Source organism: Streptomyces sp. NPDC006463 (assembly GCF_042870715.1).
Taxonomy (GTDB): domain Bacteria; phylum Actinomycetota; class Actinomycetes; order Streptomycetales; family Streptomycetaceae; genus Streptomyces.
Map to the genome: position 1 here is coordinate 54601 of NZ_JBIAHP010000017.1, position 20096 is coordinate 74696.

16 protein-coding genes are annotated in these 20096 nt (G+C 72.6%); 15 read left to right on the plus strand and 1 reads right to left on the minus strand.

Annotated features, from left to right (window positions below):
- Positions 1-36: 36 nt before the first annotated feature.
- From ACFYOB_RS27785 to ACFYOB_RS27805, 5 genes are all read left to right on the plus strand, one after another.
- Positions 37-585, plus strand: a complete 549-nt coding sequence (locus ACFYOB_RS27785; protein ID WP_388563947.1) for a GNAT family N-acetyltransferase — start codon at positions 37-39, stop codon at positions 583-585.
- Positions 586-693: 108 nt separating this feature from the next.
- Entirely contained in the window at positions 694-1239 is a 546-nt protein-coding gene (locus tag ACFYOB_RS27790) for an ABATE domain-containing protein (protein WP_328925959.1), read from the plus strand.
- Positions 1240-1332: 93 nt separating this feature from the next.
- A complete protein-coding gene (locus ACFYOB_RS27795; protein ID WP_388563950.1) occupies positions 1333-3639 on the plus strand; it encodes a HelD family protein in 2307 nt (768 codons plus the stop codon).
- Positions 3640-4075: 436 nt separating this feature from the next.
- A complete protein-coding gene (locus tag ACFYOB_RS27800; RefSeq protein ID WP_328925957.1) occupies positions 4076-5479 on the plus strand; it encodes an NAD-dependent malic enzyme in 1404 nt (467 codons plus the stop codon).
- Positions 5480-5879: 400 nt separating this feature from the next.
- Positions 5880-6161 (plus strand): HU family DNA-binding protein, encoded by a 282-nt coding sequence (locus ACFYOB_RS27805; protein WP_007264399.1) that lies wholly within the window; start codon positions 5880-5882, stop codon positions 6159-6161.
- Positions 6162-6456: 295 nt separating this feature from the next.
- Here ACFYOB_RS27805 and murA read toward each other — a convergent pair whose 3' ends face one another.
- On the minus strand, positions 6457-7803 hold the full coding sequence (gene murA / locus ACFYOB_RS27810) for a UDP-N-acetylglucosamine 1-carboxyvinyltransferase (RefSeq protein WP_328925956.1): 1347 nt from the start codon (positions 7801-7803) through the stop codon (positions 6457-6459).
- 263 nt (positions 7804-8066) lie between these two features.
- Between murA and ACFYOB_RS27815 the strand changes: the two genes are divergently transcribed.
- The 10 genes from ACFYOB_RS27815 (at position 8067) to ACFYOB_RS27860 (ending at position 20091) form a co-directional block, all read left to right on the plus strand.
- Entirely contained in the window at positions 8067-8627 is a 561-nt protein-coding gene (locus tag ACFYOB_RS27815; protein ID WP_388563953.1) for a YqgE/AlgH family protein, read from the plus strand.
- 28 nt (positions 8628-8655) lie between these two features.
- Positions 8656-8937, plus strand: a complete 282-nt coding sequence (locus ACFYOB_RS27820) for a DUF3039 domain-containing protein (RefSeq protein ID WP_328925954.1) — start codon at positions 8656-8658, stop codon at positions 8935-8937.
- A gap of 145 nt (positions 8938-9082) precedes the next feature.
- A complete protein-coding gene (locus tag ACFYOB_RS27825; RefSeq protein WP_388563956.1) occupies positions 9083-10813 on the plus strand; it encodes a beta-N-acetylhexosaminidase in 1731 nt (576 codons plus the stop codon).
- 247 nt (positions 10814-11060) lie between these two features.
- Positions 11061-11951 carry an FAD binding domain-containing protein gene (locus tag ACFYOB_RS27830; protein WP_388563958.1) on the plus strand — a complete coding sequence of 297 codons (891 nt, stop codon included), beginning with the start codon at positions 11061-11063 and terminating at the stop codon, positions 11949-11951.
- Complete coding sequence (locus ACFYOB_RS27835) at positions 11948-13963, plus strand: 2Fe-2S iron-sulfur cluster-binding protein (protein WP_388563960.1); 2016 nt, start codon at positions 11948-11950, stop codon at positions 13961-13963. The genes ACFYOB_RS27830 and ACFYOB_RS27835 overlap by 4 nt, the downstream gene beginning before the upstream one ends.
- A gap of 35 nt (positions 13964-13998) precedes the next feature.
- Positions 13999-16299 carry a xanthine dehydrogenase family protein molybdopterin-binding subunit gene (locus tag ACFYOB_RS27840; protein WP_388564124.1) on the plus strand — a complete coding sequence of 767 codons (2301 nt, stop codon included), beginning with the start codon at positions 13999-14001 and terminating at the stop codon, positions 16297-16299.
- Between the two features lie 184 nt (positions 16300-16483).
- Entirely contained in the window at positions 16484-17008 is a 525-nt protein-coding gene (locus ACFYOB_RS27845; RefSeq protein ID WP_388563962.1) for a hypothetical protein, read from the plus strand.
- Entirely contained in the window at positions 17008-18420 is a 1413-nt protein-coding gene (locus tag ACFYOB_RS27850) for a hypothetical protein (protein WP_388563964.1), read from the plus strand. Before ACFYOB_RS27845 ends, ACFYOB_RS27850 begins: the two co-directional genes overlap by 1 nt.
- Before the next feature lie 21 nt (positions 18421-18441).
- Positions 18442-19620, plus strand: coding sequence for a type VII secretion-associated serine protease mycosin (gene mycP, locus ACFYOB_RS27855; protein WP_388563966.1), 1179 nt, complete (start codon positions 18442-18444; stop codon positions 19618-19620).
- Positions 19621-19668: 48 nt separating this feature from the next.
- On the plus strand, positions 19669-20091 hold the full coding sequence (locus tag ACFYOB_RS27860; RefSeq protein WP_388563968.1) for a hypothetical protein: 423 nt from the start codon (positions 19669-19671) through the stop codon (positions 20089-20091).
- Positions 20092-20096 lie beyond the last annotated feature (5 nt).

Here is a 20096-nt window from a genome sequence, read left to right on the forward strand (position 1 = left end):
GTGCCCGCCGCGGGCGGCCTGGGCTAGCGTGCCCGGATGATCATTGACGGGGTGGAGATGAGGGGCCTCGCCCCCGGCGACGCAGCCGGGCTGGCCGAGGCGTTCGCGCGGAACCGGGCGTACATGGCGCCCTTCGAGCCGGTCCGGCCGGAGCACTTCTACACCGAGAAGGGGCAGCGGGCCCGGATCGAGGGCATGCTCGCCGAGCGCGACGCGGGGCGGATCGTTCCGTACGTGCTGGCCGACGCGGCCACGGGCGCGCCGGTCGGCGCGATCAACCTGGGCTCCATCGCGCTCGGGCCGCTGTGCAGCGGAGGCGTCGGCTACTGGGTCGACCGCGCCTGGCACGGCAAGGGCCTGGCCACCGCGGCCCTGGAAGAGGTGTGCCGGGCCGCCCGCGACGACCTGGGCCTGCACCGGGTGGAGGCCGGGACCCTGCTCGACAACGTGGCCTCGCAGCGGGTGCTGGCGAAGGCGGGCTTCGAGCCGTACGGCGTCGCGCCGCGGTACCTCCACATCAACGGGGCCTGGCGGGACCACCGCCTCTTCCAGCGGCTGCTGCACGACGACCCGCCGGCGCCCTGAGGGCTGTCCCGCAATCGCCGCGCCGCACCCGCACGGGGGCTTCCGCTGCGCTGCGGCTGGGGGCACTCTGGTGGGGCGGCGCCCCCGAGACGCGAGGCGGTGACGGGCATGCGGTTCGACGCCGGGCGGGTCTGCCTGGACCTGGTGGCCGAGGAGATCCGGGACGGCGACGAGCTGCGGCAGTGGCTCGCCGGGGCCGGGCTGGTGCCCGACCGGACGCCGCTCGCGCGGGTGGGCCCCGACTGGGCCGCCGCCTTCCGGGACCTGCGCGGCGATGTGGAGACCCTCGTACGGGCGGAGCTGGACGGGACCGGCCCCGACGAACAGGCGCTCGCCCGGGTCAACGCGCTGGCCGCCGGACCACCCCCGGGCCTGTGTGCCGTACGGGACCAGGAGGGCCACCTCGTACGGGAGCTGTGCGGCGGCGTGGAATGCGGGGCGCTGCTCGCGGCCGTCGCCCGGGACGCCGTCGAGCTGCTCACCGACCCCGGCGACCTGGCGCTGCTGCGGGCCTGCGAAGGTGACGGCTGCACCAGGGTCTACCTGGACACTTCCCGCGGGCACCGGCGACGCTGGTGCTCCAGCGAGGTGTGCGGCAACCGGGAGCGCGTCGCCCGGCACCGCCGCCGGGCCCTGGCCGCGGGGTCGGTGTAGGCCAGGCCCCGCCGGTTCCGGAACGGGCGTGCGGACAGGGTGCCGGTTCGCGTACGGTTGACGGTCGCCCATGCACGTCAGAAGGGGGCTTTGGTGGCCGCGCAGAATGCCGCTGTCGACAGCACGGCGGATTCCGTCCGCGATCGGGAGATCGCGGTCGAGCAGACGCATCTCGACCAGGTGTACCGACGCCTCGAGGAGAAGATCCACGAGGCCGAGTTCCTGATGAACGACGCCGCCAAACGCGGTCAGGTGGGCACCCCCGGGGCGCTCGCCGAGCGCGACGCGCAGGTCTTCCGGGCGGGCATCCACCTGAACCGGCTCAACAACGAGTTCGAGGACTTCCTCTTCGGCCGCATCGACCTGGTGCTCGGGAAGGACGGGGAGAAGGGGCCGGACGGCGCCTACACCTCCGTCGAGCCGGCCGACGACGCGATCCGCGAGGACCTCACGGCCGACATCGCCGAGACGCTGCACATCGGCCGCATCGGAGTCCTGGACTCCGACTACGCGCCGCTGGTCATCGACTGGCGCGCGCCGGCCGCCGCGCCGTTCTACCGCTCCACGCCCAAGGACCCCGGCCGCGTCGTGCGCCGCCGCGTCATCCGCTCCAAGGGCCGCAAGGTGCTCGGCGTGGAGGACGACCTGATGCGCCCCGAGGTCACCGCCTTCCTCGACGGCCAGGAGCTCCCCGCGCTCGGCGACGGCGCCCTGATGGCCGCGCTCGGGCGGGCCCGTACGCACTCCATGCGGGACATCGTCTCCTCCATCCAGGCCGAGCAGGACCTGGTCATCCGGGCCCCCGCCGCCTCGGTCGCCGAGGTCGCGGGCGGGCCCGGCACCGGCAAGACCGCAGTCGCCCTGCACCGCGCCGCCTACCTGCTCTACCAGGACCGGCGCCGCTACTCCGGCGGCATCCTGATCGTCTCGCCGACACCGCTGCTCGTCGCGTACACCGAGGGCGTGCTGCCCTCCCTCGGCGAGGAGGGCCAGGTCGCCATCCGGGCGCTCGGCTCGCTGGTCGACGGCGCCGAGGCGACCACGTACGACGATCCGGCCGTGGCCCGGATCAAGGGCTCCTCGCGGATGCTGAAGGTGCTGCGCAAGGCCGTACGGGGCGCACTGGAGCTCGGTGACGCCCCGGACCGGCTGAGGGTGGTGGCCTTCGGCCGCCGCCAGGAGCTGGAGGCCGACGAGCTGAACCGGATCCGGCAGAACGTGCTCGGCGGCACCGCCCCCGTCAACCTGCTGCGCCCCCGCGCCCGCAAGCTGCTGCTGGACGCGCTGTACGCGAAGTCCGGCGGGGCCGGCCGGCACAGCGACCCGGAGCTGGCGGCCGAGCTGCGCTCCGCCTTCGACGAGGACATCTCCACCGAGGACGCCTTCATCGATTTCCTGAACGCCTGGTGGCCGGAGCTGACCCCGCGGGGGGTGCTCGCCGCCATGGCGGACGAGCGCAAGCTCGGGCGCTGGTCGCGCCGGGACCTGAACCCGCGCGAGACCCGCCAGCTGGCCCGCTCGCTGCGCCGGGTGGGCCCGGACGGCAAGGGCCCCCTCTCCGTGCACGACGTGGCGCTGCTGGACGAGCTCCAGCAGCTGCTCGGCGCGCCCGCGCGGCCCAGGCGGAGGCGGGAGATGGACCCGCTGGACCAGCTCAGCGGGCTGGAGGAGCTGATGCCGACCCGCGAGGAGACCCAGTGGGAGCGGGCCGAGCGGCTCGCGGCGGAGCGCACCGAGTACGCGCACGTCATCGTGGACGAGGCCCAGGATCTGACGCCGATGCAGTGGCGGATGGTGGGCCGCCGGGGCCGGATGGGCACCTGGACCGTGGTCGGCGACCCCGCGCAGTCCTCGTGGACCGATCCGCAGGAGGCGGCCGCGGCCCGCGACGAGGCCCTGGGGACCCGGCCGCGCCGACGGTTCACGCTGACCGTGAACTACCGCAACCCGGCCGAGGTCGCCGAGGTCGCCTCCCGGGTGCTGCGTCTGGCGATGCCCGGCATGGAACCGCCGTCGGCGGTGCGTTCCACGGGCCTGGAGCCCCGTTTCACGGCCGCCGGGGACGATCTCGGCGCTTCGGTACGGGAGGAGACCCGCAGGCTGCTGGAGCAGGTGGACGGCACCGTCGGCGTGGTCGTGGCCATGGACCGGCGCGCGGAGGCGGCGGGGTGGCTCGCCGACCTCGGCGAGCGGGCGGTGGCGCTCGGCAGCCTGGAGGCCAAGGGCCTGGAGTACGACGCCACGGTGGTCGTCTCCCCGGCGGAGATCGCGGACGAGTCCCCGGCGGGCCTGCGGGTGCTGTACGTCGCGCTGACGCGTGCCACGCAGCAGCTCACGGTGGTCTCGGGCGACCGGGACAGGCCCGGCGCGGACGGGGTGCCGGAGCTGCTGATTCCGTAGCTCCCGGGCCGTACGGCCGTATGGTCCGCGGCCAGGAGCGTGGTGCGCAGAACCGGCCGCCTGGAGGGGGACCGTATCCGGCGATCCTTTGTTAGCCTGGTGAAGGCACCGACTCGATCCAAGCCCCCGGGCCCAACCTTCGTCGCTTAGAGCGACCACTTGCCGCGAGGCGAGCATGGCGGGTCGGTGTCTTATACGTGTGCATCACCAGGTCCGCGCCCTCCGCTCAGCGGGGGGCGCGGACCTGTTTTGTATGGACCCACCATTCCACAGCCCTCAGCTATCTCGTATGGTGGAAGTGTTCTTCCGAAATTTGTAGCTGGTTACCTTGTACCGGCGGGTAGGTGGGACGATCGGACAACAGGTCCTGCCACACCTGCCGTGTGCCGGGCCCTGTGTGTACAGCGAAAACCAGGGACAGAAGAGGAACACGGCCATGGCAACGGCGCCCAGCGTCTCGTATTCGATGACGGTCCGTCTGGAAGTGCCCGCGAGCGGAACCGCGGTCTCCCAGCTCACCACCGCCGTGGAGTCCTCCGGCGGCTCGGTCACCGGCCTCGACGTGACCGCCTCCGGCCACGAGAAGCTCCGGATCGACGTCACCATCGCCGCGACCTCCACCGCGCACGCGGACGAGATCGTCGAGAAGCTGCGCGGCATCGAGGGCGTCAGCCTCGGCAAGGTCTCCGACCGAACCTTCCTCATGCACCTCGGCGGCAAGATCGAGATGGCGTCCAAGCACCCCATCCGCAACCGTGACGACCTGTCGATGATCTACACCCCGGGCGTGGCCCGCGTGTGCATGGCCATCGCCGAGAACCCCGAGGACGCGCGCCGCCTCACCATCAAGCGCAACTCCGTCGCAGTCGTGACGGACGGCTCCGCCGTGCTGGGCCTGGGCAACATCGGCCCGATGGCCGCGCTGCCCGTCATGGAGGGCAAGGCGGCCCTCTTCAAGCGCTTCGCCGGCATCGACGCGTGGCCGATCTGCCTCGACACCCAGGACTCCGACGCCATCGTGGAGATCGTCAAGGCCATCGCCCCCGGCTTCGCGGGCATCAACCTAGAGGACATCTCCGCGCCGCGCTGCTTCGAGATCGAGGCGCGGCTGCGCGAGGCCCTCGACATCCCCGTCTTCCACGACGACCAGCACGGCACCGCGATCGTCGTGCTCGCCGCGCTCACCAACGCACTTCGCGTCGTGGGCAAGGCAGTTGGGGACGTCAAGGTGGTCATGTCCGGCGCCGGCGCGGCCGGTACGGCCATCCTCAAGCTGCTCCTCGCGGCGGGCGTCAAGAACGCCGTCAGCGCCGACATCCACGGTGTCGTGCACGCGGGCCGCCCCGACCTCGTCGACGCGGCCCCCGACTCCCCGCTGCGCTGGATCGCCGACAACACCAACCCCGAGGGCTACACGGGCACTCTGAAGGAAGCCGTGGTCGGCGCCGACGTCTTCATCGGCGTCTCGGCCCCCAACGTGCTGTCCGGCGAGGACGTGGCCGCGATGGCGGAGGGCGCGATCGTGTTCGCGCTCGCGAACCCGGACCCCGAGGTGGACCCGGCTGTCGCCCGCCAGACCGCCGCCGTGGTCGCCACGGGCCGCTCCGACTTCCCCAACCAGATCAACAACGTGCTGGTCTTCCCCGGCGTCTTCCGCGGCCTGCTGGACGCGCAGTCGCGGACGGTGAACACCGACATGATGCTGGCCGCCGCGACCGCCCTGGCGGACGTCGTCGGCGAGGACGAGCTGAACGCGAACTACATCATCCCGTCGGTGTTCAACGACAAGGTCGCGGGTGCGGTCGCGGGTGCCGTCCGCAAGGCGGCCTCGGCGGTGTGACGGCCGGCGGTCACGGCCGGCGCGAGCGCCGGGTGTGACCGCCACCGTGAGGGCGGTCCGGCGGCGCTGTGACCGCCCTCACGGTCGCCTGATCCCGGCGCGTCGCGAGATGCAGGCCCGCCGGGCCGCCTCTAGGGTTGCGGGGATGCCCGCGAGGTCCGCGGTCCGCAGCAGAGTCTGAGCGAGGACGTGGACGGAGGGTCACCGGGGCGTGACTGTGGCGCTTTTCGTGTGACCCCGGCGGGTGCCGGATTGGCTTTCCCGCCGCTGGTGGGGGCAGGATGCGTAACCGGGCGAGAGGGTCTGACGTTCAGACCCGGGTCCGGGGACTGTCCGAGGGCCCTGGCAGCATCGGCTTCGATCTCACGCCTCTAAGGCAAGTTGAACACGGGAGTACAACATGAACCGCAGTGAGCTGGTGGCCGCTCTGTCCGAGCGCGCCGAGGTGACCCGCAAGGACGCCGACGCCGTTCTGGCCGCGCTCGCCGAGACCGTCGGCGAGATTGTCGCCAAGGGCGACGAGAAGGTCACCATCCCCGGCTTCCTGACCTTCGAGCGCACCCACCGTGCCGCTCGCACCGCGCGCAACCCGCAGACCGGCGACCCCATCCAGATCCCGGCCGGCTACAGCGTGAAGGTCTCCGCGGGCTCCAAGCTCAAGGAAGCCGCCAAGGGCAAGTAGTCCTGCCCCCGGCGCCGGAGGCCGCGCAGGTCTCTGGAACGGTGAGTAGTACGCGCGCCGGTCACGTGGACGGCCGCGCAGGCGCGTAGAAGCGTGGAACGGCGAAGGGCGGCCACCCCGGACGGGGCGGCCGCCCTTCGGCCTGTCCTGGGCCGTCCCGGGCCTCTCCGGGCCGTGGCCGGGCCGCCGTTGGCCCGTACGGGACGCTGTGTGCCACTGTGCGCCCCCCGGGGCCACGAGAAAGCCCCCCGGGCCCTTGCGGGGCCCGGGGGGCTTTCTGACGGCCGGTTACGGCTCAGACGAGGTCGCCGCCCGGCAGTTCGACCTTCGCGCCGAGCTCGACGAGCTTCTCCATGAAGTTCTCGTAGCCGCGGTTGATCAGGTCGATGCCGTGGACCCGCGAGGTGCCCTCGGCCGCCAGCGCCGCGATCAGGTACGAGAATCCGCCGCGCAGGTCGGGGATGACCAGGTCGGCGCCCTGCAGCCTGGTGGGGCCGGAGACGACCGCCGAGTGCAGGAAGTTGCGCTGGCCGAAGCGGCAGGCCGAGCCGCCCAGGCACTCGCGGTACAGCTGGATGTGAGCACCCATCTGGTTGAGCGCCGAGGTGAATCCGAGCCGGGACTCGTAGACCGTCTCGTGCACGATCGACAGGCCCGAGGCCTGCGTCAGGGCCACCACGAGCGGCTGCTGCCAGTCGGTCTGGAAGCCGGGGTGCACGTCCGTCTCCAGCGCGATGGCGTTCAGAGGGCCGCCGGGGTGCCAGAAGCGGATGCCCTCGTCGTCGATCTCGAACGCCCCGCCGACCCGGCGGAAGGTGTTCAGGAAGGTCATCATCGAGCGCTGCTGGGCGCCGCGCACGTAGATGTTGCCGCCGGTCGCCAGGGCCGCGGAAGCCCAGGAGGCGGCCTCCAGGCGGTCCGGGAGCGCCTTGTGGTTGTAGCCGCCGAGGCGGTCGACGCCCGTGATCCGGATGGTCCGGTCGGTGTCGACGGAGATGATCGCGCCCATCTTCTGCAGTACGCAGATGAGGTCCTCGATCTCCGGCTCCACCGCGGCGTTGCTGAGCTCGGTGACGCCCTCGGCCAGGACGGCCGTCAGCAGCACCTGCTCGGTCGAGCCGACCGACGGGTACGGGAGGCGGATCTTGCAGCCGCGGAGGCGCTGCGGGGCCTCCAGGTACTGGCCGCCCTCGCGCTTCTCGATGGTCGCGCCGAACTGGCGGAGCACGTCGAAGTGGAAGTCGATCGGCCGGCCGCCGATGTCGCAGCCGCCCAGGCCCGGGATGAAGGCGTGGCCGAGGCGGTGCAGCAGGGGGCCGCAGAACAGGATCGGGATGCGCGACGAGCCCGCGTGGGCGTCGATGTCGGCGACGTTCGCGCTCTCGACGTGGGTGGGGTCGAGCACCAGCTCGCCCGGCTCCTCGCCGGGACGGACCGTCACCCCGTGCAGCTGGAGCAGACCGCGCACGACCCGGACGTCACGGATGTCGGGAACGTTGCGCAGCCGACTGGGTTCGCTGCCGAGCAGAGCGGCGACCATGGCCTTGGGCACGAGGTTCTTCGCACCGCGGACACGGATCTCGCCCTCAAGCGGGGTACCGCCGTGGACAAGCAGTACATCGTCACTGACTGTGCCGGTCATGAATCTCGCGTTCCGGAGTGGGGTGGGCAGGGGGCCAGAGAAAAGAGTAAGGGCCATCACCCCTTTGTTCGCATGGCTGACGCGGCCATCCGACTGTCATCAATTCCGCACAACACCCTCCGTATCCACCTCATGGCGGAGTGTCGCATTCCGGTCGCGCCGCCCGCGCGCCCTCCCTCCTGCTGCCGTGCGCCCTGAGCTGCGTGAGATCCGATCCCCCCGCGCGCTCCCCGCGGAAGGCGAATGTGGGGGATCATGGCGGCATGACCGAGGTGTCCTCCCTCACAGGGCGGTTGCTCGTGGCCACCCCCGCCCTCGCGGACCCGAACTTCGACCGCGCGGTGGTGCTGCTGCTCGACCACGACGAGCAGGGCTCGCTCGGCGTCGTGCTCAACCGGCCGACCCCGGTGGGCGTCGGTGACGTCCTGTTGCCGTGGGCGCCCCTCGCGGGAGATCCGGGCGTGGTCTTCCAGGGCGGGCCCGTCGCGCTGGACTCGGCCCTGGGCATCGCCGTCATCCCGGGCGAGGAGGGTCCCCTCGGCTGGCGCCGGGTGCACGGGGCGATCGGCCTGGTCGACCTGGAGGCGCCGCCGGAACTGCTGGCCGCGGCGCTGGGGTCCTTGCGCATCTTCGCCGGCTACTCGGGCTGGGGCCCGGGCCAGCTGGAGGACGAGCTGGGCGACGGAGCCTGGTACGTGGTGGAGTCGGAGCCCGGTGACGTGTCCTTCCCGGACCCGGAGCGGCTCTGGCGGGCGGTGCTGCGCCGCCAGCGCAACGAACTCGCGATGGTTGCCACCTATCCGGACGACCCGTCGCTGAACTGACGCGCACGGGGATCGGTACCCTGGTGGCATGAGCACTCTTGAGCCCGAGCGCGGGACTGGCACGGGGACCCTCGTAGAGCCGACGCCGCAGGTGTCCCACGGTGACGGCGACCACGAGCGCTTCGCCCACTACGTCCAGAAGGACAAGATCATGGCGAGCGCCCTCGACGGGACCCCCGTCGTCGCGCTCTGCGGCAAGGTCTGGGTACCGGGCCGGGACCCGAAGAAGTACCCGGTCTGCCCCATGTGCAAGGAGATCTACGAGTCCATGGGCCCCGGCGGGGACAAGGACAAGGGCAAGGACAAGTAGTCCCGCCCTCCACGGCTGCACGAAGGCCCCCTGGGTACGCAACGGCGTATCCAGGGGGCCTTCGGCGTACTAGGGTCGCCGCGACGAGCACTCTGCGGAACGCGCGTTGCGCAGGGCGCAACAGGCTGCTGCGAAGGGCTGACGCATGGACCTGATTCCCGCACCCCGGGCCGCCGTCTTCCACGGGGACGGGCTCCGCTTCGAGTTCGGGCCCGAGCCGACGCTCGAAGCCGGGCCGGGTGGCGAGGGCGTCGCCCGCTGGCTGCGCCGCGAGCTCGGCGCCGCCACCGGCTGGAGCCTGCCGGCCGCGGGGCCCGGCCGGGCCGCGGACATCCGGCTGCGCGTCGACCCGGAGCGGGGGACGGGCGCGGGGGACCGGGCGCCGGACGGTGCGGGCGCGGGGGACCGGGCGCCGGACGGTGCGGGCGCGGGGGACCGGGCGCCGGACGGTGCGGGCGCGGGGCCCGAGTCGTACGGGATCACCGTCGACGCCGCGGGGGCGCTGCTGGTCGGCGCGAGCGGGGCCGGACTCTTCTGGGCCGCCCAGACGCTGCGTCAGCTGCTGGGCCCGGACGCGTACCGCAAGGCCCCGCTGCCCGGCCGCGCGTGGAGCCTGCCGTACGCCGGGATCGAGGACGGTCCCCGGTTCGGGTGGCGCGGGATGATGCTCGACGTCGCCCGGCACTTCACGCCCAAGGACGGGGTGCTGCGGTACATCGACCTGCTCGCCGCGCACAAGCTGAACGTGCTGCACCTGCACCTGACCGACGACCAGGGCTGGCGGGTCGAGATCAGGCGCTACCCGCGGCTGACCGGCGTCGGCGCGTGGCGGGCGCGCAGCAGGCGGGGCCACCGTGCCTCCCCGCTGTGGAACGAGACCCCGCACGGCGGCTACTACACGCGGGACGACATCCGCGAGATCGTCGCGTACGCCGCCGAGCGGCACGTCCGGGTGGTCCCCGAGATCGACCTGCCGGGGCACTCGCAGGCCGCGATCGCCGCCTACCCGGAGCTGGGCAACGCGGACGTGGCCGGCGCCCGGCCGCCGGAGGTCTGGGACGACTGGGGGATCAGCGAGAACGTGCTCGCGCCGACCGAGGCCGTGCTGCGGTTCTACGAGGGGGTCTTCGAGGAACTGCTGGAGCTGTTCCCCGCCGAGGTCTCGCCCTTCGTCCACGTGGGCGGCGACGAGTGCCCCAAGGCGCAGTGGAAGGCCTCCGCGGCGGCCCAGGAGCGGATCCGGGAGCTGGGGGTGGACGGGGAGGACGGGCTGCAGTCCTGGTTCATCCGCCACTTCGACACCTGGCTCGCCGAGCGGGGGCGGCGGCTGATCGGGTGGGACGAGATCCTGGAGGGCGGCCTCGCACCCGGGGCGGCCGTCTCCTCGTGGCGCGGGTACGGGGGCGGGATCGCCGCCGCCGAGGCCGGGCACGACGTGGTGATGTGCCCGGAGCAGCACGTCTACCTGGACTACCGACAGGCGGGCGGCGCCGAGGAGCCGATGCCCATCGCGTACGTGCGCTCGCTGGAGGACGTGTACCGGTTTGAGCCGGTTCCACCGAATTTGTCGGCGGAGGCGGCCGCGCACGTGCTCGGCGCGCAGGCCAACGTGTGGACCGAGGTGATGGAGGACCAGGGCCGCGTCGACTACCAGGTGTTCCCGCGGCTCGCGGCCTTCGCCGAGGTGGTGTGGTCGCGGCTGGCGGAGCCGCGGGAAAGGGACTTCGCCCGCTTCGAGGCCCGGATGGAGGCGGCTCACTACGCGCGGCTGGACGCGCTGGGCGTCGGCTACCGGCCGCCGGGCGGCCCGCTGCCGTGGCAGCGGCGTCCGGGGGTGGTCGGGCGGCCGATCGAGGGAGCGCCCCCGAACGTGTGACAACGCGAGCGGGAACTCTGGCTGGATTTCTGGTGATACGGGGAAAAACAGGCAGTTGAGGGCGGAGGCCCGGACCGCGCCCGGGAGAGGGAATTCGGCAGCGGGGCGGCCGTGGGGCGCCGGGCCGACCCTCGCGCGGGGCGGCCGGGAAGATGTGCCAGAGTTGCCACGTCCCGGCGGTGAGCACGTACCGTACGGCGGACAGGCGTGAGCGCCGTGACCGGGACATCGGGAAGGGGCAGCTGGGTTGACCACGCACGCACCGCATTCAGTTCAGGGGCCGCAGTCGGCGCAGTCCGTGACGCTGCCGACCTCGCTCGACGAGGCCGTGGCGGCGCTCACCGCCATGCCCGCCGCCGTGCCCGTGGCCGGCGGCACCGACCTCATGGCCGCCGTCAACGCCGGACTGCTGCGGCCCGCCGCGCTGGTGGGCCTCGGGCGGATCAACGAGATCCGCGGCTGGCAGTACCAGGACGGGCACGCGCTGCTCGGCGCCGGTCTGACCCACGCGCGGATGGGGCGGCCGGATTTCGCCGCTCTGATCCCCGCGCTGGCGGCCGCCGCCCGAGCCGCCGGTCCCCCGCAGATCCGCAACGCGGGCACCCTCGGCGGGAACATCGCCAGCGCCGCGCCCACGGGTGACGCCCTGCCCGTGCTGGCCGCGCTGGAAGCCGTACTCGTCATCGTCGGCCCGGGCGGGTCGCGCGAGATCCCCGTGTCCCACCTGCTGGCCGGCCGCGAGATGCTGAGCCCGGGAGACCTGATCGGCTTCGTCCGGGTGCCGCTGCTGCACGCGCCCCAGGTGTTCCTCAAGGCCACGGGGCGTACGGGGCCGGGGCGCGCGGTGGCGTCCGTGGGGCTCGTACTGGACCCCGCGCGCCGGGGTGTGCGCTGCGCGATCGGCGCGGTGGCCCCGATGCCGCTTCGGCCGCTGGAGGCCGAACAGTGGGTGGCCTCGTTGATCGACTGGGACGGGGAGCGGACCCTGGCCCCCGAGGCACTGGATGCCTTCGGCGAGTACGTCGCGGCCGCCTGCGTGCCCGACCAGGGCGAACCCGTGGCCCCCGGTGTACTGCATCTGCGGCGGACGGTGGCCGTGCTGGCACGCAGGGCCCTCGGGAGGGCACTGACCTCATGAGCGAGAACGAGAACGAGAACGTGACCCAGGGGAACGGTACGGCGGGCTGGGGCTGGGAACCGGTCCCGCAGGGCGGCGAGTACGACTCCGACGCGACGGCCTTCGTCAAGCTGCCGCAGGACATGCTGGACGCGCTCGGCACGGGGGAGCCCCTGGCCGCGCCCGGGCACGGGTACGTGCCGCCACCGATGATCGTGCCGCTCGGCTCGGCCACCACGGATCCGGCGGCCACGGGTACGTGGTCGATTCCGGTGCAGTGGCCGGAGGCGGGGACCCCGGTCCAGGCGGACCCGGCTTCGGCGCCCGCCCAGGCTCACGCCCCGGCGCCGGTCGGCGGGCCGATCCCGGCGTCGATCCCGATCCCGGCGTCGGTGGCCGCGGCGTTCGCGGAGCCGGAGCCGGAGCCCGATCCGGGGGCGACGGCGGAGTGGCGCTTCCCCGACGCGGATTCGGCGACCGGGCAGTGGGCCGTGGCGGACTCCGCCGGGCAGCCCGCCGATTTCCGGCAGAGCGCGCTGGACGCCGACTGGAGCCAGGCTCCGGCGACGCTGCCGGGCGGGGCCCCGGCCCCGTGGGCGAACCACCCCGACTTCGCGGCGCTGCAGCAGGACCAGGGGACCTTGCCGGGTACGGACGAGGCGGCCGCGGCTTCGGCCGCGGCGGCCACTGCCACGGCGGCGGCCGCCGGGCGGCTGCTCGGCGGGCCCGGGGTCGGCGCCCCGCCGCGCGGGCCGCGCGTGCTGGGCGGCCCCGGTGTGGGCACCCCGCTCCCGGAGGCGGGCGAGCCGGTGCACCCGGCCCCGCACGACATCGAGGCCGCGCACGGTACGGCGGCGATGCAGGTCGAGGGGGAGCGGCCGCACCCGGTGGCCGAGACGGCGGAGCGGCAGGTGGCCGCCGACGGCCTGGACCTCTTCGGCGGAGTGCGGGCCGGGGCGGCGGCGGAACCCGTGCAGGCCGAGCCTGCGCAGGCCGAGCCCGTGGTGTCAGAGCCCGTGGTGTCCGAGCCCGTGCGGTTCGAGCAGGCGGCCGAGCCCGCCGGTAGCGATGGACGGGGCTTCGCGGCATTCGGGCACGAGCCGCAGGCGACTCCCGAGGCCGAGCCCGAGGCCGAGGCCGAGCCCGAGGCAGGGCCTGGGCCCGAGGCCGACGCGGGACCCGAGCACGAGGTCGAGGCGGAACGGGCCGGCGTGGAGCCGGCCGACGCGGACGGGCACGGCTTCGCCGGAGCCGACCCGGCACCGGCCGGGATCCCGGCCGGGCCCACGCCGACCGGCGACACCGCCGACACCGCTGTGGCACCGCCGGCCGAGGACACCGCCGAAGGTTTCCCGCCCGGGGGGCCGACGTACGAAGAAGGAGCAGCGGCAGCCGAGGCCGTCGCCCATCACGAGCACCCGCAGGCTTCCTACGTCCTGCGCGTCAACGGCGCCGACCGGCCCGTCACCGGAGCCTGGATCGGCGAGTCCCTGCTCTACGTGCTGCGCGAGCGCCTCGGCCTCGCCGGCGCCAAGGACGGCTGCTCGCAGGGCGAATGCGGCGCCTGCGCGGTGCAGGTCGACGGCCGGCTCGTCGCCTCCTGCCTGGTGCCGGCCGCGACGGCCGCCGGGAGCGAGGTCCGTACCGTCGAGGGTCTCGCGACCAACGGGGAACTCTCGGACGTGCAGCAGGCGTTGTGCAGGTCGGGCGCGGTGCAGTGCGGATTCTGCGTGCCGGGCATGGCCATGACCATCCACGACCTGCTGGAGGGCAATCACGCCCCCAGCGAGCTGGAGACCCGTCAGGCCCTGTGCGGCAACCTGTGCCGCTGCTCCGGCTACGCGGGGGTCATCGACGCCGTGCGCGAGGTCGTGGCCGAGCGCGAGGCGACGGCGTCGGCTTCGGCGGCTTCGGCGGCTTCGGCGGCGGCCGAGCCCGCCGGTCAGGTTCCGGCTCAGGGTTTCCCTGAGCCGCGCATTCCGCATCAGGCACAGCCCGGCGAGGGCGGCATCCACCACGGAGGCACGGTGTGAGCGCGCAGGACGCGGCGACGGCCACGACGACGACCATGAACGCCACGGTCACGGCCTCGGCCGCCCCCGAGGTCCCGGAGCAGCAGGTACCGCGCGGAATCGGAGCCTCCGTCCCGGCCGTCGACACCCGCGCCAAGACCGAGGGCACTTTCCCCTACGCCGCCGACCTGTGGGCCGAGGGCCTCCTGTGGGCCGCCGTGCTGCGCTCCCCGCACGCCCACGCCCGGATCCTCTCCATCGACACCTCGGCCGCCGCGGAGATGCCCGGCGTGCGCGCCGTCGTCACCCACGCAGACGTCCCCGGCGCCACCACGCACGGCCGCCGCATCGCCGACCGGCCGGTCTTCGCGCACGACGTCGTACGCCACCACGGCGAGCCCATCGCCGCCGTCGCCGCCGACCACCCGGACACGGCACGGCTCGCCGCGGCCGCGATCGCCGTCGAGTACGAGCTGCTTGACCCGGTGACCGACCCCGAGCAGGCCTTCGGCGCGCCCGCCCTGCACCCCGACGGCAACCTGATCCGGCACATCCCGCTCCGCTACGGCGACCCGGAGGCCACCGGCGAGGTCGTCGTCGAGGGCCTGTACCGGATCGGCCGCCAGGACCCCGCGCCCATCGGCGCCGAGGCCGGGCTGGCCGTGCCGCGGCCCGACGGCGGAGTCGAGCTGTACACCGCCTCCACCGACCCGCACACCGACCGCGACCTCGCGGCGGCCTGCTTCGGTCTCGAACCGGACCGTGTGCGCGTCGTGGTCACCGGAGTCCCGGGCGCGACGGCCGACCGCGAGGACGCGGCGTTCCAGCTCCCCCTCGGCCTCCTCGCCCTGCGCACGGGCTGCCCCGTCAAGCTGGCCGCGACCCGCGAGGAGTCCTTCCTCGGCCACACCCACCGCCACCCGACCCTGCTGCGCTACCGCCACCACGCGGACGCGGAGGGCCGGCTGGTCAAGGTCGAGGCCCAGATCCTGATGGACGCGGGCGCGTACGCGGACTCGTCCTCGGAATCCCTCGCGGCGGCCGTGGCCTTCGCCTGCGGCCCGTACGTCGTCCCGCACGCCTTCGTCGAGGGCTGGGCGGTCCGTACGAACAACCCGCCGTCGGGCCACGTACGCGGCGAGGGCGCCATGCAGGTGTGCGCGGCGTACGAGGGCCAGATGGACAAGCTCGCCGCCGCGCTCGGCATCGACGGCGCGGAACTCCGTATGCGCAACGTCCTGGCGACCGGCGACCTGCTCCCCACGGGCCAGACGGTGACGTGCCCGGCCCCGGTGGCGGAACTCCTGCGTGCGGTCCGCGACTCCGAGCTGCCGTCGCTCCCGAAGGACACCCCGGAGGACGAGTGGCTGCTGCCGGGCGGTCCGGAGGGCGCCGGTGAGCCGGGCGCCGTGCGGCGCGGGGTCGGCTACGGCGTCGGCATGGTGCACATGCTGGGCGCGGAGGGCGCCGACGAGGTCGCCACGGCCACCGTGAAGGTGGTCAACGGCGTGGCGACGGTCATCTGCGCGGCGGTCGACACGGGCCAGGGCTTCGCCACGCTGGCCCGTCAGATCGTCCAGGAGGTCCTGGGCGTCGACGATGTGACGACGGCTCCGGTCGACACGGACCAGCCGCCGGCCGGCCCGTCGGCGCACGGCCGCCACACGTGGGTGTCGGGCGGCGCGGTGGAGCGGGCGGCGAAGATGGTCCGCACGCAGCTCCTCCAGCCGATGGCGCACAAGCTCGGCATGTCCACGGAACTCCTCCAGATCGCGGACGGCCGGATCACGTCGTACGACGGCGCGTTCTCCACGACGGTCACGGAGGCGATGCAGGGCAAGGAACTCTGGGCGACGGCCCAGTGCCGCCCGCATCCGACGGAACCCCTGGACGGGGACGGCCAGGGCGACGCGTTCGTGGGCCTCGCGTTCTGCGCGATCCGCGCGGTGGTGGACGTGGACATCGAGCTGGGCTCGGTGCGCGTGGTCGAACTGGCCGTGGCCCAGGACGTGGGCCGCGTCCTCAACCCGCGCCAGCTGGCGGCCCGTATCGAAGCGGGCGTGACCCAGGGCGTGGGCGCGGCCCTGACGGAGAACCTCCGCACGGTCTCCGGCCTGGTCCGCCACCCCGACCTGACGGGCTACGCCCTGCCGACGTCGCTGGACGCCCCGGTGGTGCGCATCGTCAAACTGGTCGAGGAACGCGACGTGGTGGCCCCCTTCGGCGCGAAGGCGGCGAGCGCGATCCCTGTGGTGACGGCTCCGGCGGCGGTAGCCTCGGCGGTCCGGGCCGCCACGGGCCGCCCGGTGAACAGGCTCCCGATCCGGCCATCGGCGGCGGTCGCGGCGCCCAACTAGTGACCGTGTGACCCGCATTGCACGTGCAACCCCGGGCTTGGGGCTGTCGGTGCCGGTCGCTAGAGTGATCGGTGAGAGCGTGCACGCGCGCGTGCGAACGGGTGCGAACAGGCGCGAACGGGGACGGGGAGCGGCGGTAACTCACGCCGCGACCACGGGGAGACGGGGAGTCGGGGAGGCCATCGTGGCAGCGGAGAACGGGCCAGGTCTGTTTGGGACGGACCTTTCGGCAGGTCTGGCGGACTCGATCAGGAAGCAGGCGGACGCGCAGGCGAAGGCGGCTGCACTGCGGATCGAGTACGACTCGCTGAAGGACTACAAGAAGCTGGTGGACGGCCTCCTGACGTCGCTGGAGGAGTCTCCGGCGGAGCACGGGAAGCTGTCCCACGGCACGCTGCCGGCGGGTGTGCTGGGCACGGGCTTCCCGGAGGCCGACGCCCTCTTCAAGTCGTACAACACCGTTCACGCCGAGCTGCAGAAGCTCTCGAAGGGCCTCGCGGACCAGATCGAGGCCCTGGGCATCGCGATCCTGACGGCGGGCAAGGACTTCGGCCAGGTGGACGACGACACCAAGCGGCGCATGTTGGCCATTGCCAAGGAAGCCCGCGAGAACTACCGCGCGGAACGTGATCCGTACGCGAAGAAGAAGGGCGACGCGCCGAACAGCCCGGGCGCTCACGGCGGTGCGACGAACGGCGGCGTGATCTGATGACGGATTTCGAGGGTTACTCGCACGCGCAGCTGGCCGCGATGGTCGCTTCGCTCGACTCCAAGACGGTGGCGCAGCGGGGTACGCAGCTCACCGAAGCCTCCAAGGCGATCAAAGAGATCGGGCAGAAGCTCAAGGACCACAAGGTCGAGGGCTGGGAGGGTGAAGCAGCCGTCAAGTTCCAGGAATGGGTGAGCCGCGCGGGCAGCGCAACGCTGGTACTTGCCGACTACAGCGCCACGGGCGGCCATTGGATGACCTTGGCTGCCCAGACCATGTCCGAGATCCACATGCCCACGTACGACGCCGGGGCAGAGGCCGAGCTCAAGGAAGACCTCGCGACCGCGCGGAAGTACCACAACGAGCCGGATGCGCAGAAGCTGGGCCAGGAGGCTTGGTCAAAGCTGAGCGGGGACCACACGCGGGCGGTGGACGCGCTGAAGAAGCTCTCCGAGTCGTACAGCTTGTCGGCGGGGGAGATGGACAAGGCGCCGATTCCGACGTTCCCGGAGCCGCCGCAGGCCTTCGTGCCAGAGCACGTCGATGGCGAAGGTGCTATCGCTCGCCCGGGAGGCAGTTCCGCACCTGGGAGTTCGGGAAGCTCCTCATATGGATCGTCGGCACCCGGCGGTAGCGGTGCTGCGAACGAGCCGGGCTGGATCCCTGGACACCAGCCTCAGCTGGACAACACATTGCCTCCGACGACCGGGCCGGTGCCGGTGACCCCGGACCGCAACGTGGACGTGGCCCTCGACACCGTCACCACGCTGCCCAACCCGACCCTGCCTCCGACGACCACGCCAGTCGGCCCGCTGCCCACCGGCCCCAGCGGTCCCAACCCCGTCAGCCTCGTTCCGCCTGTGCCTCCGCTGCCGTTCGGCGGGATGAAGACGATTCCCGGCATCGGGCCCGTGGGCTTCCCGCCCAGCGGTCCGATCCCGGGCACGAGCGGTCCTCTCGGCAAGCTCGGTATGCCAGGCATGCCCCCGCGGGACACCGGGATCATGGGTGGCCGCCAGGTGACTTCCACCGGCCCCAGCTCGGGTATCCCGCGCGGCACGGTCATCGGCACCGAAGGCACGCAGGCCGGCCGCGGCATGATGGGCGGCGGTATGGGCCACGGCATGGGCGGTTCCCACGGCGGCCAGAGCGGCATCCCGGCAGGCCGTCGTCTGGCCTCGGAGCCGGGAGGTATCGTCGGCGGGCGTCAGCCTGCGACGGGCGGCCACTCGGCGCCGTTCACTCAGGGCGGCTCGGGCCTCGTGCGGAACAACGCCGGTGGTATCGGCGCGGGTGCGCGCACTCAGGGCGGCCGACGCGATGACCAGGCCGGCGAACGCCCCGACTACCTGGCCGAGGACGAAGAGACCTGGCAGGGCAACCGTCGTGTTGTTCCACCAGTGATCGACTGAGCAGAACGGACATTGCACGGGATGCGCATGCGTAAGGCGACCTCGGCCCTGGTGGGTCTGCTGCTGGCCGGGGTCGCCGCGACCCCGGCCCATGCGGAGACGATTCGTTCGCAGCAGTGGCATCTCGACGCGATGAAGGCCGACGACATCTGGAAGATCAGCACAGGTAGGGGCATCACCGTCGCGGTGATCGACAGCGGCGTCGACCGCATCCCGGAACTCGAAGGGCAGGTCCTCCCCGGCAAGGACTTCGAACCGGAGGCCACCGAGGGTGACGAACGCACGGACATCAGCAGCCACGGCACCACCATGGCCGCAATCATTGCCGGTAGTGGCAAACACCCGAGCGGTGATGGCGGCTTTGGACTTGCACCTGGTGCCAAGATTCTTCCAATCCGCGTGCCTCACGAGGTGAACATGGCAACTCCGTCGTGGGTCGCCGCCATCAGGTATGCGGCGGACTCGGACGCCAAGATTATTAATATCTCGCTGGCCTTGCAGAGCACACCAAAGGACGACGAGGCGCGAACTGCAGCGGTGAAGTATGCGCTTTCCAAGGGAAAGTTGATCTTCGCAGGCGCCGGCAATGATGGGGATACGACCAACAAGATCCTCTATCCGGCCGCTACCCCCGGAGTGGTGGCGATCGGCGCTGTGGATGCCAAAGGCGAGGCGACCAAGGAGTCGCAGCACGGCCCGCAGATTGACATGTCTGCCCCGGGTATCGACATCGTTACGGCCTGCGGGAGCAAGACCGGTCTTTGCAAGAACCACGGCACAAGTGACTCCACCGCCCTCGCCTCCGCCTCCGCCGCCCTCCTCTGGTCCGCCCACCCCGACTGGACCAACAACCAGGTCCTCCGCGTCCTCCTGAACACGGCCGGCAAGCCAACCGACGGCTCGCAGCGCAACGACTTCGTCGGCTACGGCGTCGTCCGCCCCCGCATCGCGGTGCCCACCCCCGGCGACCCCGGCCCGGCGGACGTCTACCCGCTGCCCGACCTCGCAGCGGCCGACGCCGCGAACAAGCCCTCGGCCTCCCCGGACGGCAAGGCCCCCGAGTCGGCGGCGCCCAAGCCGGTGCCGCAGGCCGAGGAGAAGAAGGACGGCAGCCTGCTTCCCTGGATCGGTCTCGGTCTGGGAGCCTGCCTGCTGATCGGCGGAGCCGTCACCGCGGTCGTGGTGCGCCGTAACCGCTGACCGCTGGCCGCTGAACCACTACCGGATCTGACAGGGGAGTTCTACGCGATGTCGTTCGACGAGGAATGGTCGGCGGCACGCGCCACGGCCGCCGCCAACGTCTCCATGCGGCTCAACCACGTACCCGTAGAACCCGGTGGCGGTGGCGGCGGCGACCTCGATCTCAACCAGGACCACATCGGTGCCATCGGCTCCGAGGCGTACAAGCTGCACACCCGTCTGCTGACCGACGGCAAGCACGCCTCCACCGCGACCGCTGAGGCCGCGGGCGCGCTCACGAAGGAGAGCTTCGCGAGCGGGGCCGCGCTGCTCAAGGTCAACACCACCTGGGAGAGCCAGGTGAAGACCCTCGTGGCCGCCTGCGCCAACATCTCCAACGGGCTGAACTACTCGCTCACCTCCCACGCCAAGGACGAGCAGGAGCTCCACGCCGACTTCACCGTTTCCGCCCTCGACAAATACCTCAAGTAGGCGCC